Origin of the sequence: Pseudonocardia sp. T1-2H (genome assembly GCF_038039215.1) — a bacterium.
Lineage (GTDB): Bacteria > Actinomycetota > Actinomycetes > Mycobacteriales > Pseudonocardiaceae > Pseudonocardia.
The window spans coordinates 20,156-32,411 of the sequence record NZ_JBBPCL010000003.1 but is presented as its reverse complement, the minus strand read 5'-3'; the positions used below and the strand labels follow the sequence as shown (position 1 = coordinate 32,411).

The following is a 12,256-nucleotide window of genomic DNA, read 5'->3' as shown; positions in this document are numbered from 1 at the left end:
CGGCGGGGGTGTCACCCTGGGTCCATTGCCGACTACGGGCGAGGCCACGGTCGGTCCACTGTCTCCCACCCGTGGTGATCTGCCTATCGTCGCCGGATGGCTGCGCAACCGGCGGGGATCGCGGGGGTGGAGTTTCCGCTGCGCCCGATGATCGCGGTCAACGCCGACGGCCTTCCCGAGTCCCGGGTGGGGGCTGGTCCTATGAGGCCAAGTTCGACGGCTTCCGCTGCATCGCCCACCGAGGCTCTGATCGGGTTGCCTTGCAGTCCCGCCAGCAACGCCCGCTCACCCGCTACTTCCCCGAGATCGTCACCGCCCTCGACCAGCTCGACACCGCCGTCGTCTCGCGGCGTCGGGCTGGTCGTAGACCGAGTGCAGGCCATTCCTCGACCGGTTACCCGCGCTCGGCAATTGCCGTATCGGTGGTCAGGCGCGTGCGGAGGGCTTGGATCTGGTGGTCGGCGGCGCCGAGTTGGCGGTGCAGTTCGGCGAGCTGGCCGGCGTGCTCGGTGGCGCGGCGCTCGGCCGCGGCGGCGAGCTCGGCGCGGAGCCGATCGATGATCTCGGCGTGCTCGGCCGCGGCCCGCTGTCGGGCGTCGGCGGTGTCGCGGCGGATCCGGTCGAGCTCGGCCTGGTGCTCGGTGCGCAGCGCGGCCAGCGCGGCGTCGCGGGCGGCCAGCTCGGTGCGGTGGTCCTCGACGAGGCTCCGGCGCTGCGCCCGTTCCTCCTCGAGGGCGGTGTCGCGGGCGCGCAGAGTGGCGGTCAGGGCGGCGACCTGGTCGCGGAGCTCCCCGGCCTGGGCGGCGGCGGCGTCGACGAGGTCCTCGGCGCGGGTGACGCGCTCGACCAGCGCGGCGGCCCGGCCGTCGGCGCGCAGCTGCTCGCGGGTGGCGGCCGCGAGGATGCCGAGCTGTTTCGGGTCGGTAGTCCCGATCATCTTCAGCAGCCGGGACCCCTTGGCCGCCCGCCGGACCGGATACGGGACCGGGACCGTGCTGGGCCGCCTCGGTACGGTCGTGCTCACATCTACCTCCAGCCAAGTCCGGTCAGCACGGCGTGACGATGGCGGCGAGCGAGAATGCCCACGCTGGGCCGCCGTGGCCCGCTCGGCTCGCGGGCCCATCACACCAGGATCGTCGTGCATCACGGACCGGACCTGGTCTTGCCGGAGCAAGAGCCGGGCACCCGACCCTGCCCCGCCGGGCGCAGGCGCCTGTCGGCGATGGGCGTGGCGCTGGGCGTCAGTTGTCGGGACCCACCACGCGTGTGGCCCCGCGTCCTATGTGGTGCCGCCTGCGGTGGTGTTCGCCGTGACCTGCTGTGGTTCCTGATCACTCGACTGGAGCTTGATCCGTCGCGGCTTGGCCTTCTCGGAGACCGGAATGGTGAGGCACAGCTCGCCCTGCGTGTAGTCGGCGGTCATCTTCTCCAGGTCGAGGCTGTCGCCGAGGAACACCTGCCGGCTGAAGGTTCCGTAGGGGCGCTCGTCGACGATCACCTCGTCGCCCTCCTGGTAGGCGGGCCGGCGTTCGGCGCGGATGGTGACGATGTTGCGCTCAATGGTGATTTCCACGTCGTCCGGGTTGATCCCCGGCAGGTCGAAGTAGGCGAGGACCTGATCGCCCCGGCGGAAGGCGGCCATCGGAATGGGCCGGGGTCCCTGCCTCGCCCCCGTCATCTGCTGCGCCAGCCGATCAAAACCCGCGAACGGGTCGGACCTCATCAATGACATGGCGTCCTCCTCTGCTCGTCGCTGCCTATCACCGGTGACTCGCTGCCGTGGCCTGGGCAGCGGTTCCTGCCCGATGCGCACAACCCGACGGGATCCACATCCCGGCCGGGGCCGCCCACCGATGCGCGGTGCCGTTCTGGTGTCGCCGTCGGGCTACCGGGACCGCCCCGCGGGGAGGGTGATTGTTCAGCAGTGCCGTCCCCCGAGGCCTGGTCCCGGGAGGGTGAGACGGGGCCGCACGAGCCGACCTGTCGGGACCACCGGATCGGCGGCATCGGACGACGAGTCGCTGCCGCTCGCCCCAGCCGCCCGCGGGGCAGGTCACCGGTTGTCCGCGGCGGCCGGGTCGGTGGCCAGGCGCGCCCGGAGGATCTCGATCTCGTGCTCGGCGGCGCCGAGTTGGTGGTGCAGCTCGGCGAGCCGGCGGGCGTGCTCGGTGGCGCGGCGCTCGGCCGCGGCCGAGAGGTCGGCGCGGAGCTGCCGGACGGTCTCGGCGTGCTCGGCCGCGGCCCGCTGTTGGGCGGTGCTGGTGTCGCGGCGGATCCGGTCGAGTTCGGCCTGGTGCTCGGTGCGCCGCGCGGGCGTCGCGGTGTCGCGGGCGGCCAGCTCGGTGCGGTGGTCCTCGACCAGGCTCCGGCGCTGCGCCCGTTCCTCCTCCAGGGCGGACTCGCGGGCGCGCAGGGTGGCGGTCAGCGCGGCGACCTGGTCGCGGAGCTCCCCGGCCTGGGCGGCGGCGTCGACGAGGTCCTCGGCGCGGGTGAGGCGTTCCTCGAGGGCGGTGGCCCGGCCGTCGGCGCGGAGCTGCTCGCGGGTGGCGGCCGCGGCGTCCTGTTCGGCCCGGTCGCGGGCGCGGTCGGCGGCCGCGGCCCGCTCCACCGCCTCGAGGGCGCGGGCGGCGGCGGCGCTGGCCTCGTCCTCGGCCGCGGTGGCGCGGTCCTCGGCGGCGTGCCGGGCGCCGCGGGCGTCCGCGGCCTCCGCCTGTGCGGCGTCCCGCGCGGCCAGCGCGGCGCGGGTCTCGGTCGCGACCTGGCCGCGGACGGTGAGCACGGCGTCGAGGACCTCGCGCAGCGGTTCCACCGCGGCGTCGAGGCGCTCGCCCAGCGCGTCGACCGCGGCCGGGCTGAGGGCCGGGTCCTCGGGCTGCAGCGACGCCACGGCCAGGTAGGCGGCCTCGGCGGCCTTGCAGCTCAGCGCCTGGGCCCCCCAGGTCTTGCCGTCCGGGCAGTACCGGGCCCGGTTGCCGCGCCCGGCCACCACCGGCAGCGGGGCCCGGCAGTGCCGGTACCCGCACAACCGCGCCCCGCCGGGGCCGGCCTCCGGGTCGGGGTCGCGGGGGGTGCGGTCCGGGACGTTCATCGGGAGGGATCCTGCCTCGCCCGGCGACGGCGAGGGTTCACGCCCCCGGCTTCGCGGTGACCGCGCCCGGCGGGCTGAGGTGGCTGGTGATGGCCTGGGCGATCGGGTCGGCGGCGTGCAGCTCGAGGAACCCGGCCAGCACCCGCAGCGCGTCCAGGGCCTCCCGCTGCCGGGCGGCCCACTCCCCCGTCGGATACCGGTCCTCGCCGGCGCGCAGCCCGGCCCGACACCGCGCCGCCTGCGCCCGGGCGGCCGCGACCCAGGCCCGGCGGGCCGCGGTGGCCCCGCCCGCGGCCGCTTCCGGGACCGGCGGCGCGGCAGGTGACGTGCCCTCGGACCGGGTCATCCCAGCTCCCTTCACCAATTACGTAATTGGAGTTTGACATCGAATTACGTAATTGGATAGCCCGGGCCCGGGGTCAACCCGGGAGAACACCCCTTCTCTGAAGCAGAAGGCTTTTACCCAATACGCGGGCCTTCCCGGGGCTGTGTCCGCACCGTGGCACCGCCGGGTTACCGGCACATCAGCGGCGGGGCGCCCACCACTTCTCCTTATGCGTAGACCTCCCGACGATCTACGAGAACCGGGCTCGACCAGCGCGGAGCGACCTCCGGACGCGGGTGAAGACGTCGGACGCCCTGATTGGCGTGTACTCGTCCGACAAGGCGGCCGCGAACAGGTCACTCGTCGGGACGTCGTGCCAACTTCCCGTTCGTGTCGAGAAGGTCCCGGAGGCTCGGACTTCTACCAGGTCGAGGTGTCGCACCGCAGGAGCAGGAAGTCGACGGTCCGCGGCGATGAGACTGACTCGCCGGTCTCGCTCACCCTGGAATGATCGCGCGGCGTCCGGCTCACGGCTCGACGAGCCGCAGGCACGGCGGGACGGGTACAGCGAGCCAGGACCGGCCGCGCGCGCTCTGCGGCCTCAACAGTGCGGCGGTACACGAGCGCAGTCACGGTGCCGAAATCGTCAGCGTCGGCCGGGGCGTCGGGGTCGATCCCGAGCGTGTCGAGGACATCGCCGAGCCGGACCACGGGCGGTTCTGTCGCGGGCACATCGCACCACAGCGGGGCGCTGCGCGGACCGGAACGGGCGAGAGTTCCCGATGGTGAACGCGCCGATGCCCGGGTCTTCCCGACCCCGCCACATGACGGGAGGGTGCCCGTGCTGCTGGCCGCCGACGTGGCGGTGCCGATCGGCTGGTGCGTCTGATCCGCTGGACCTGCCTACTCGTTGCCCTCGTCGCCACCGCGACGCTGGCGTGCCGCTTGCCCTTCGACGTGGCGCTCCAGCCGATCTTCGGCTGATCGCCGACCCAGTCCGGGCCCGGCACTGAGCGGTCAGGGCGGCTCGCGCATTACAGGCCCGACGGCTGCCCGCGGCTCCCCGCGGGCAGCCTTGTCGTAGGGGCCGAGTAGGAACACGGCCGCCGCGTTGCGGCCCTCGCCCGCAGTGGTATCACTGTCGTACCATGAGGGACATGGCGATGACGGTCCGGTTCACCGACGAGGAGACAGAGGCGCTGCGCGCTGCCGCGGAGGCCGAGGGTCTGTCGATGAACGACTACGCGCGGCGTGCGGTCCGCGAGCAGATCAGCCGGCGCGCCCACAAGGCCAAGGTGGTCGCCTCGGCCGAGCGGGGCGCCGCGCTCTACGGCGAGGCTCTGGAGCGACTGGGCAGCCTGTGATCGTGCCCGAGACGATCTTCCTGGATTTGGAGGATCTGGTGGAGATCGCCGAGATCGCGCTGGGCGGGCGGGTGCTGGTGCGCGACTATGGCCTGCTGGAGTCCGCCGCCGCACGGCCCCGCACCTCGGTGTTCGGCCGGGACGCCTACCCGACGGTGCTGGGAAAGGCCGCGGCCCTGTGCGAGTCCCTGGTGCGTAACCACGCCCTGGTCGACGGCAACAAGCGCCTGGGCTGGCTGGCCACCTGGGTGTTCTGCGACCTCAACGGGGTGACGTTGAGCCCAAGTCAGGACGAGGCCGTGGACCTGATCGTCGACATCGCCGAGGGGAAGCTGCCCAACGTGGACGAGATCGTCGCCCGGCTGCACCAGTTCAGCTCCCTCGCGAGCGAGGGATTTTTGCCCGACGCCCGGCTCTCACCCGAGGACAGCCCCGAGCTGTACCGCGACCCGGACTAGCCCCAGTCGACGCCGCTGGCGTAGGGGATCACCGGAGCCGCCGCGGCTTCTCCTCGCCGGGGTCTCGTCCGGGGGGCGGGTTTTGCCACACCCCGGCGCCGACGCCCGACGTCGACCACGGGGTGGAGCAGCCCACCGGGAATCCGGACCCCGATCTTTCCGACCGCGGGGTCTCGGAAACGAAACTATCGGTGCCTGTGTCCGGATGAGGGGCGGCGTGAGCTGAAGCCACCGGCCGGTAGCCCGGGAGGGTCGGGCCGCCCTAGGCCTGATTGGCCTCGCGCTGCGAGCGCCATGCGAGATCGGCCTCGACAGCGGCAGCGTAGTTGGCGTTCCAGTGCTCGGGCAGCGCCAGCTGGCGGCCCGCGGGGACCGGCCGCCGGACGGGCTCGCCGGGCCGGGCAGGTGGGGGCGGCGGTGTCTGCCGTTGGGATTGGTCCTCGGTGACCAGGTGCTCGCCGGGCCGGCAGAGGTGTCGGTCGATCACCTTGCTGAGGCGTTCGATGACGGCCGGGCGCCAGCGCAGGTGCCACTCCCCCGCCACGCTGGGCGCCGAGGAGCGTAGGTGGGCCTGGACGTGGGCGCTGCGCAGCCAGGACAGCTCGACGAGCGCGGGGCGGTGCAAGGCCCAGCAGTCGGGCAGCTCGTCGCGGGTGATCTCGTACCAGGGGACGAGGACCTCGGCGATCCATTGGGCCAGGATCGGCCACTGCGCGCGGGCCTGCGCGGCGGTGAGGGCCGGCCAGTTGACCGGGGCGTTGTCCTCCCGGCGCAGGGTGGTCAGGACCTCGTCGAGCTGGCCGGCCTGGCGGTTGAGCTCCTCGGTGGTGAACTGGCGCAGCGCGGCCAGTTCCGGGGCGATCTGCTCGGAGACGACCGCGGCGAGGTCGTTGTGGTGGCCGGTGAACTCCTCCACCCGCCCGGCGAGGCCCTCGACCCGCGACCGGAGGTCGGTGATCCCGGTGCGCAGGCGGCGCAGCTCGACGATCCAGGTGGTCTCCCCGGCGCCAGGGCGCCGGTTGAGCGGCCCGCCGTCGGGCGCGGTGGCGGGCCCGCCGGGGCCAGTCGGGGCGTCGGTGGGGTCAACGCCGGTGGGGTCGTCGGGGCCGGGTGGGGTGGAGTCGTTCATCAGGCGGCATCCTCCACCGGGTCGGGGACGGCGGTGAGGGTGACCGGTGCGACGCGCTCGGTTTCCCCCGGTCGACGGACAGACGGGACCGGGTGGAGCCGGCGCCGGCGGCGGCGCCAGCCGGGCTCGAACCGGACGATCGCCGGCTTGGTGCCCAGCCCGAGGACGTAGGCGTGCCAGCGGGGCAGCCCGTAGATGGTATGGCCGGTGACCACCGGTTCACGGGCCTTCGACTGGTTGCGCGAGCGGGTGCAGCGCCCGTCACCGTTGTCGCTGCGGCCTTCGCTGGTCTGCACCACGGTGCGGTGCCCGGCGAGGTAGGCGAGGTGCTCGAGGTCCTCGCGGGCGGCGACCCCGGGCAGGACGATCCGGGTGGGCAGGTTGGCGAAGATGGTGTGGGCGCGGGTGCGGCCCCAGCGGGTTTCCAGTTGGGCGAGGTCCTGGGCGACGGCCCAGACGGTGATGCCCCAGCCGCGGGAGTCCGCGGCCCAGTTGTCCAGCGGGACCGGGGTGATGTTGGCGATCTCGTCGAGGAACAGGCCCAGCGGCGGGTCGAGCTGCCCGGCTGGGTTGAGCGCGGCGACCTGTTTGGCGGTGCTGAACACCGCCTCGGTCAGCGCGGTGAGCAGTGGTGCGATCCGCTGGTCGCCCTCCCCGGCGATGACGTAGAGGGTGCCCGGCGAGCGCAGGTAGGCGGCGATGTCGAAGCCCTCCCCGCGCCCGGGCGACACGCCCTCGCCACGGTCGGGTTGTCCATGAACGCGACCGCCGGGGCGAGCGCGGCGAAGTAGCCCGAGCGGGTGTTGGGTGCCGCGGCCAGGTTCTGCTCGAGCGTGCCGAGCCACCCCGAGGGCACGTGGGTGCCGTACTGGGACAGCAGCCCGGCCGGGGTCCGGTCCTGCGGGTGCAGCGCCCAGGCCATGACCTGCCCCATCCCGTGACCCTCCAACGCCGCGGCGAGCAGGTAGCAGCGCAGGATCTCGGCGGCCTTGGCCGCCCAGAAGTCCGCGTTCTGCGTGCCGGTGGCCCCTCCCCCACCGCGGACCAGCGCCCGCGCCCGGGCATCCGCGGTCGCCGGGTCCACACAGCCGGCGACCGGGTCCCAGCGCAGCGTCGAGGCGACGGATCCCAGGCCGGTGGGGTTGAAGACGTGCACCGGCCCGAGCTGGGCGCGATCGGTGGCGGTCATGTCGACGAGCTCGGTCTTGGTGCTGGTCACATAGGCCGGGCCCGGGCACTCCCGGATCGGCCCGACCAGCAGCGAACTCTTCCCCGAGCCCTGCGGGCCCAGCACGAGCACGCCCCGCTTCCACGGCGTGTAGACCGGGCGCCGGCGCAGGATCGCCGGGCCGGAGACCAGCCGGCCGACACGCGCGCCCGCGGCCGAGACCGGCCGGGCGGGCAGGCCGGGGCGGCGCCGCCCCCCGCGCACGGCCGCCGGGCCGGCGGTGGCGCGGTACTCGCGCACGTCGAGCCAGCCGTCGGTCCCGATCCGGCGGCGCAGCCGCGCGCTCGGCCGAAACCGCCACAGCAGCGCCGCGACGCCGAGCATCGCGGCGACGGCGAGCAGCGTGATGACCAGCGCTGGACGGGCCACCGCAGCGACTGCGACGGCCGTGAGGGCCGCGATGCTCCGCTCTACGGCCTTGCGTGTAGGGCTGAGCGGGGCCGCGGGCGGGGAGGTCATCGGGTCTCCCCGCCCGCGGTGGGCCGCATGAGCTCCAGGACGTCGTGGGCCTGCTGGGCCTTGAGCTTCTCGCAGGAGAAATACCGGGCGATCGCCGAGACGCTGGGCAGGCCGGTGTCCTCCCAGTCCGGGAGATCGCCCTTGGACCGGGCGGTGTGGATCTTCTGGACCATCGTGACCACGTTCCGGGTGTCGGCGGACAGGCGGGTGCGGCCGCCGTCGGCGACATCGACGTGGGCGTCGGCCAGGAGCTGGGCGAAGAACGCCGTGGTCATGGCGTGCAGCCAGATCACCACCAGCACCAGCATGGGCGGGCCGAGGTGGGCGAGCAGCGTGGTGGTGTCCCGCCAGACGCCGATCCCGGGCAGGACCGGGCTGGTGTTGATCGCGATCGAGCCGAACAGCAGCGCCCCTTCCAGGGCGTAGACCTTCCTCTGGTGGTCCCTGGACGGGAAGGCGCGGCCCCACTGCGCGGCGCGGGCCCGCAGCGTCATCAGCACCAGCAGCGGCAGCGCGAACAGGGTCTCGACCAGGTACGCCAACGGTGAGCCGTCCGGGCCGACGAGGGCGTCGTGCACCCCGACCGAGGTCCAGACCAGGCCGGCGACCGCACCGAGCTGCAGAACCTGGGCCACCAGGCGTGCGGTGCGCTGCTGCGCGGCCAGCCGTGCGACCGGGTCGAGCATCCGGTCCCGGCGGGCGAGGGCGCGGCGCTGCCAGAGCTGATCGGAGAAGCTCGAGGCGGGCGAGCTCCTGCTCGGCGCGGCGCTCCCGGCCGGACAGCCGGACCTGGGTGGTGGCCGAGGCGACCTGTTGGCGCCGCCGCATCCCGCGAATCCGGATCGCCGCCGTCCGCTCCCGGAGCGCCTCCACCGGGGAGAGCACGTCGAGCCATGCCGGGTCGCGCTGCAGCGTGGCCTTCCCGCGCAACAGGACGAGCTTGCGCTCCATCGCGACCAGCCGAGTGTCGGGCTCGCCGGCCTCAGGCTCCGCGGGCACGGGCACGGGCACGGGCGCGGCCGGATCGGCCAGCTCGATTTCGCCGTCCGGCGGGGACGTGAGGGAAAGCGGTGGACGCGATCCGTTGCGCGGGAACGGCGGCGGCGGCGGGGTGAGCCAGCGGTCGAGGGCTCCGGTCGACAGGTCAGACATCGGGGTTCTCCTCCGCAGGTCGCGGGGTCGGGATGAGGTCGTGGGCGGTGGAGGCCATCCAGGTCCATCCCCCACAGCGGCGGCAGCCGGTCACGGTCAGATCGGCCCACTGCTCGGCGGCCGGGGCGAATGCGTGCCTGCACGCGGTGCAGACCAGCAGCGCCGCGGTCGTCAGGCCCATATCGCCGGCCCCCGGCGGGTCGCGCACCGCACCACCAGCGCGCAGCCGCGCAGCAGCTCGGCGACGCTGCGCCGCCGCGGGCGGCTGTGGTCGTCATCAACAACCGGGGCCAGGTGCGCTGCGACCGCGGCGGCGCATCGGGAGCACCGCCGGGCAGGCGCCACCTCGAGGGGCGCAGCCAGAATCTGCTCGCCGCAGAGCGCCCGGTAGCTCCCGCCACTGCGGGAGCCGGACACGAACTCGTCGTCGCTGATCTCGTGACCGACGTGATCGTCGTGGGCGGGAAGCAGGGTGGTTGCCGGCACGGCTGGGCGATCTCGCCCGGTCACTGCGCACCCCGCAGCACAACGACGCCCGCCGACACCGGCGCCGCCGGTCGCCGGGCCGTCGACGGGGAGGGAACCCGGCCGAGGGCGCGGAGCCGGCGGCGGATGCGCAGCTCGCGGACCGAGAGCCGGATGACGCCGTAGGCGAGCGGGCCACCGATGGCCGCCGTGCCGGTGAAGGTCTCCGCTGTGGTGCTGAGCTCGCAGACCGCCGCGGTCATGCCAACGACGGAACCCACTCCGAGGGCGGGTAACCAGCCGACGCGGGTGAAGGTCACGTCGCCAGTGCGGCGCGAGAAGATGGACACGGATCGTTCCTCCTGGTCGTCAAGGTCCTGGTGTGCGATCCACAGCCCCGGTAGGCGTTGCAGCGCCTACCGGGGCGCCTTGGTCAAGCAGCAGCGGAGAGGAGCCGCGCAGCCGTCCCACGAGTATTATGCACGCTACAGACGTGCATAATGCAAGTCGCGAGCTGGAATAATTCACGCTGATGCGTTGACTAGACTGCCTTGGCCTCGCGAGACTGCAGGTGCCACGGTCCTTTGGGAGGGGAGCCCATGAAGATCACGGTCCTGCGAACCGAGTGTGCCAACGGACGTACCTGTCCCCAGATCGCGGAGACGGAGGATGGACAACTGCTCTTCCAGGGCCGGATGGCCAGCTCCAGCGGAGCTGAGGCCGTCGTACGGATTCCCACGACGCTGACCTGGGGCTGCGACGTCAGCCACCTCGAAGCGCACGGACCGGACCAGGTGCTGGTTCCCGGACAGCGGGTCACCGACCTGACCGTGCTCGACGAGCTCCGCGTCCCCGAGTGGGAGATCGTGGTCCGCGCTCCCCGCTCCGTCCTCCCGGAGGTGACGGCAACATGCTGACCGAAGACCAGCTCGGCGAGTTCATCGACGAGCACTTCCGCGCCGACCTCTTCAGGCTCGAGACCCGCACCGCCTACAGCGTCGACTCTGATGGTGAGGACTACAGCCGCTACCTCCGTGGCGAGGCAGAGCCGTCCGCGCCGGGCAAGGCCGAATGGCTGGAGCACGTGCGCAGGGAGCGCGAGTCGGGGTTGATCTCGCGGCGGGTGAACGTGTTGCACGCGCCCCTGAGCGAGTACCAGCGCTACGAGTGCGAGTGGGGCTACACCTATCTCGTCGAGGCCGGAGAGGACGTGCGGATCCTCGACCTGACCAACGCCCCCGAGGGGTCGGAGGTCCTGCGCGAGATCGGCGACTTCTTCCTGATCGACGGCCGCCAGGCGCTCCGCATGATCTACAGCGACGACGACGAGTTCGTCGGGGCGGAGATCGTCGACGCCGGGCAGATGAGCAAGTACAAGTCCGTGGCCGACGCCGCGTGGACGCTGGCCGAGCCGTTCGCCGAATGGTGGGCGGCCCACCCGGAGCACCATCGCGGTCGGTCCGCCGCCTGACAGAGAGGCCCCCCTTCGTGGCAGACGAGGAGGAGCAGCTGCGAACAACGCTCGCCCGCCTGCTCCGCCAGCTCCGCAGCGACGCCGGCATCACCGGCGTCGCTGCCGGCGAACGTGCCGGGATCTCCCAGCCGATGGTCTCCCGGTGGGAGCGCGGGAGGAACGCTCCCGATCCGGCGCAGGCGCAAAGCTATGCCGCTGCGCTCGGCGCCGACCCCGAGACGCAGGCCGAGGTGGCTCGGCTGGCCTCGGACCTCGACGCGGTTCGCGAGCAGAACATCCCCTCGCGGCTTGTCCTGAGCCGTGGCGCGGCCGACTTCCAGCGCCGGGTGGGCCGCCTCGAGGAAGGCTCGCAACACATCCGCACCTTCACCCCCACCGTCGTGCCAGGTCTGCTGCAGACCGAGGAGTACGCGCGCGCGGTGTTCGGTGCAGGCGGCCTGATCACCGGGCGCGATCTAGACGAGGCCGTGGAAGCACGGATAGAGCGCCAGCTCCTCCTGCGCGGCGATCAGCGGCGGTTCACCCTGCTGGTCAGCGAAGGGGCGCTTCGGTGGATGGCCCTCTCCCCGAGGTCATGGTGCGGCAGCTCGACCGGATCAGCGAAGTGGCGAAGCTGCCGCACGTGAGTGTGGGAGTGATTGAGTGGACGACGCCCAGCACCGTCTTCCCGATGCACGGATGGGATCTCTACGACGACCGAGCTGCAGTCGTGGGTACGGAGACCGCGACCGCTCTCATCACCGATCGTCGAGACCTTGAGCAGTACGAGAAGCTCTTCGTGGACTTGACGACACTGGCGTCGACCGGAACGGACTTAGCCGGAGCCTGGACCGCATCCGGGCTGACTACTCGGCGTTGACCCGCCGCTGAGCGGGGCCGCCCGGGACTAGCAAGCTAATTGATTCAGGTAAATCCATAGGCTTGGCAATTCGCGAAGTCGACCAATATGGGTAACATGAAGGCGTTACGCCTAATCGCCATCCCCACATCTTGCCTAAGGTCCCATCAGTTAATCCGAGTCGCTGCTCAAAATCAACGCGAGGAATACGAAATGGCCGGGAATCGAGCGTCACTGTTAGAACGTTCCATTGAGTGTTGCAGGATCTATTACAAT

15 protein-coding genes and 2 pseudogenes are annotated in these 12,256 nt (G+C 72.4%); 6 read left to right on the top strand and 11 right to left on the bottom strand.

All coding sequences use genetic code 11. The annotated features are described in order from the left end of the window. Nucleotides 1-8: 8 nt before the first annotated feature. Nucleotides 9-320, top strand: a pseudogene (locus tag WBK50_RS33730) (ATP-dependent DNA ligase); the annotation flags it as partial. A gap of 74 nt (nt 321-394) precedes the next feature. On the opposite strand, the gene WBK50_RS33725 reads toward WBK50_RS33730, so the two are convergent. The 4 genes from WBK50_RS33725 to WBK50_RS33710 all read right to left on the bottom strand — a co-directional run bounded on the left by WBK50_RS33725 (nt 395) and on the right by WBK50_RS33710 (nt 3,434). After that, nucleotides 395-1,024: a hypothetical protein gene (locus WBK50_RS33725; RefSeq protein ID WP_341339804.1), complete on the bottom strand. Its 630-nt coding sequence runs from the start codon at nt 1,022-1,024 to the stop codon at nt 395-397. 255 nt (nt 1,025-1,279) lie between these two features. Beyond that, nucleotides 1,280-1,723, bottom strand: a complete 444-nt coding sequence (locus tag WBK50_RS33720) for an Hsp20/alpha crystallin family protein (RefSeq protein WP_341339803.1) — start codon at nt 1,721-1,723, stop codon at nt 1,280-1,282. Nucleotides 1,724-2,053: 330 nt separating this feature from the next. Beyond that, nucleotides 2,054-3,088 carry a hypothetical protein gene (locus tag WBK50_RS33715; protein ID WP_341339802.1) on the bottom strand — a complete coding sequence of 345 codons (1,035 nt, stop codon included), beginning with the start codon at nt 3,086-3,088 and terminating at the stop codon, nt 2,054-2,056. 37 nt (nt 3,089-3,125) lie between these two features. Then, the gene (locus WBK50_RS33710; RefSeq protein ID WP_341339801.1) at nt 3,126-3,434 is read right to left on the bottom strand and encodes a hypothetical protein; all 309 of its coding nucleotides are present in this window, start codon (nt 3,432-3,434) and stop codon (nt 3,126-3,128) included. A gap of 1,136 nt (nt 3,435-4,570) precedes the next feature. On the opposite strand from WBK50_RS33710, the gene WBK50_RS33705 reads away from it, so the two are divergent. Both WBK50_RS33705 and WBK50_RS33700 read left to right on the top strand, forming a co-directional pair. After that, complete coding sequence (locus tag WBK50_RS33705) at nt 4,571-4,777, top strand: DUF6290 family protein (RefSeq protein ID WP_341339800.1); 207 nt, start codon at nt 4,571-4,573, stop codon at nt 4,775-4,777. A 2-nt stretch (nt 4,778-4,779) separates the two neighbouring features. After that, nucleotides 4,780-5,235 carry a type II toxin-antitoxin system death-on-curing family toxin gene (locus WBK50_RS33700; protein ID WP_341339799.1) on the top strand — a complete coding sequence of 152 codons (456 nt, stop codon included), beginning with the start codon at nt 4,780-4,782 and terminating at the stop codon, nt 5,233-5,235. Nucleotides 5,236-5,497: 262 nt separating this feature from the next. On the opposite strand, the gene WBK50_RS33695 is transcribed toward WBK50_RS33700, so the two are convergent. The 7 genes from WBK50_RS33695 to WBK50_RS33665 all read right to left on the bottom strand — a co-directional run bounded on the left by WBK50_RS33695 (nt 5,498) and on the right by WBK50_RS33665 (nt 9,931). Continuing rightward, a complete protein-coding gene (locus WBK50_RS33695; RefSeq protein WP_341339798.1) occupies nt 5,498-6,364 on the bottom strand; it encodes a hypothetical protein in 867 nt (288 codons plus the stop codon). Next, nucleotides 6,364-7,095, bottom strand: coding sequence for a type IV secretory system conjugative DNA transfer family protein (locus tag WBK50_RS33690; RefSeq protein WP_341339797.1), 732 nt, complete (start codon nt 7,093-7,095; stop codon nt 6,364-6,366). The genes WBK50_RS33695 and WBK50_RS33690 overlap by 1 nt, the downstream gene beginning before the upstream one ends. Further along, nucleotides 6,978-8,051 carry a type IV secretory system conjugative DNA transfer family protein gene (locus WBK50_RS33685; RefSeq protein WP_341339796.1) on the bottom strand — a complete coding sequence of 358 codons (1,074 nt, stop codon included), beginning with the start codon at nt 8,049-8,051 and terminating at the stop codon, nt 6,978-6,980. Before WBK50_RS33685 ends, WBK50_RS33690 begins: the two co-directional genes overlap by 118 nt. Continuing rightward, nucleotides 8,048-8,737, bottom strand: a complete 690-nt coding sequence (locus tag WBK50_RS33680) for a hypothetical protein (RefSeq protein ID WP_341339795.1) — start codon at nt 8,735-8,737, stop codon at nt 8,048-8,050. Before WBK50_RS33680 ends, WBK50_RS33685 begins: the two co-directional genes overlap by 4 nt. A 458-nt stretch (nt 8,738-9,195) precedes the next feature. Next, a complete protein-coding gene (locus WBK50_RS33675) occupies nt 9,196-9,384 on the bottom strand; it encodes a hypothetical protein (RefSeq protein ID WP_341339794.1) in 189 nt (62 codons plus the stop codon). Then, entirely contained in the window at nt 9,375-9,689 is a 315-nt protein-coding gene (locus WBK50_RS33670; RefSeq protein ID WP_341339793.1) for a hypothetical protein, read from the bottom strand. Before WBK50_RS33670 ends, WBK50_RS33675 begins: the two co-directional genes overlap by 10 nt. A 20-nt stretch (nt 9,690-9,709) precedes the next feature. Next, nucleotides 9,710-9,931, bottom strand: a complete 222-nt coding sequence (locus tag WBK50_RS33665) for a hypothetical protein (RefSeq protein WP_341339792.1) — start codon at nt 9,929-9,931, stop codon at nt 9,710-9,712. Between the two features lie 336 nt (nt 9,932-10,267). Here WBK50_RS33665 and WBK50_RS33660 point away from each other — a divergent pair, with 336 nt between their 5' ends. The 3 genes and pseudogenes from WBK50_RS33660 (at nt 10,268) to WBK50_RS33650 (ending at nt 12,001) form a co-directional block, all read left to right on the top strand. Continuing rightward, nucleotides 10,268-10,585, top strand: a complete 318-nt coding sequence (locus tag WBK50_RS33660; RefSeq protein WP_341339791.1) for a hypothetical protein — start codon at nt 10,268-10,270, stop codon at nt 10,583-10,585. After that, entirely contained in the window at nt 10,579-11,139 is a 561-nt protein-coding gene (locus tag WBK50_RS33655; RefSeq protein WP_341339790.1) for a DUF6879 family protein, read from the top strand. Before WBK50_RS33660 ends, WBK50_RS33655 begins: the two co-directional genes overlap by 7 nt. Beyond that, a pseudogene (locus WBK50_RS33650) lies at nt 11,091-12,001 on the top strand (helix-turn-helix domain-containing protein). The gene WBK50_RS33655 and the pseudogene WBK50_RS33650 overlap by 49 nt, the downstream one beginning before the upstream one ends. The last annotated feature ends 255 nt before the right edge of the window (nt 12,002-12,256 follow it).

Excerpts from the sequence above, each read along its gene's own strand:
- WBK50_RS33720 (WP_341339803.1), bottom strand. The coding sequence starts at position 1,723 with ATGAGGTCCGACCCGTTCGCGGGTTTTGATCGGCTGGCGCAGCAGATG.
- WBK50_RS33715 (WP_341339802.1), bottom strand. The coding sequence starts at position 3,088 with ATGAACGTCCCGGACCGCACCCCCCGCGACCCCGACCCGGAGGCCGGC.
- WBK50_RS33710 (WP_341339801.1), bottom strand. The coding sequence starts at position 3,434 with ATGACCCGGTCCGAGGGCACGTCACCTGCCGCGCCGCCGGTCCCGGAA.
- WBK50_RS33705 (WP_341339800.1), top strand. The coding sequence starts at position 4,571 with ATGGCGATGACGGTCCGGTTCACCGACGAGGAGACAGAGGCGCTGCGC.
- WBK50_RS33695 (WP_341339798.1), bottom strand. The coding sequence starts at position 6,364 with ATGAACGACTCCACCCCACCCGGCCCCGACGACCCCACCGGCGTTGAC.
- WBK50_RS33685 (WP_341339796.1), bottom strand. The coding sequence starts at position 8,051 with ATGACCTCCCCGCCCGCGGCCCCGCTCAGCCCTACACGCAAGGCCGTA.
- WBK50_RS33680 (WP_341339795.1), bottom strand. The coding sequence starts at position 8,737 with ATGCTCGACCCGGTCGCACGGCTGGCCGCGCAGCAGCGCACCGCACGC.
- WBK50_RS33675 (WP_341339794.1), bottom strand. The coding sequence starts at position 9,384 with ATGGGCCTGACGACCGCGGCGCTGCTGGTCTGCACCGCGTGCAGGCAC.
- WBK50_RS33665 (WP_341339792.1), bottom strand. The coding sequence starts at position 9,931 with ATGACCGCGGCGGTCTGCGAGCTCAGCACCACAGCGGAGACCTTCACC.
- WBK50_RS33660 (WP_341339791.1), top strand. The coding sequence starts at position 10,268 with ATGAAGATCACGGTCCTGCGAACCGAGTGTGCCAACGGACGTACCTGT.
- WBK50_RS33655 (WP_341339790.1), top strand. The coding sequence starts at position 10,579 with ATGCTGACCGAAGACCAGCTCGGCGAGTTCATCGACGAGCACTTCCGC.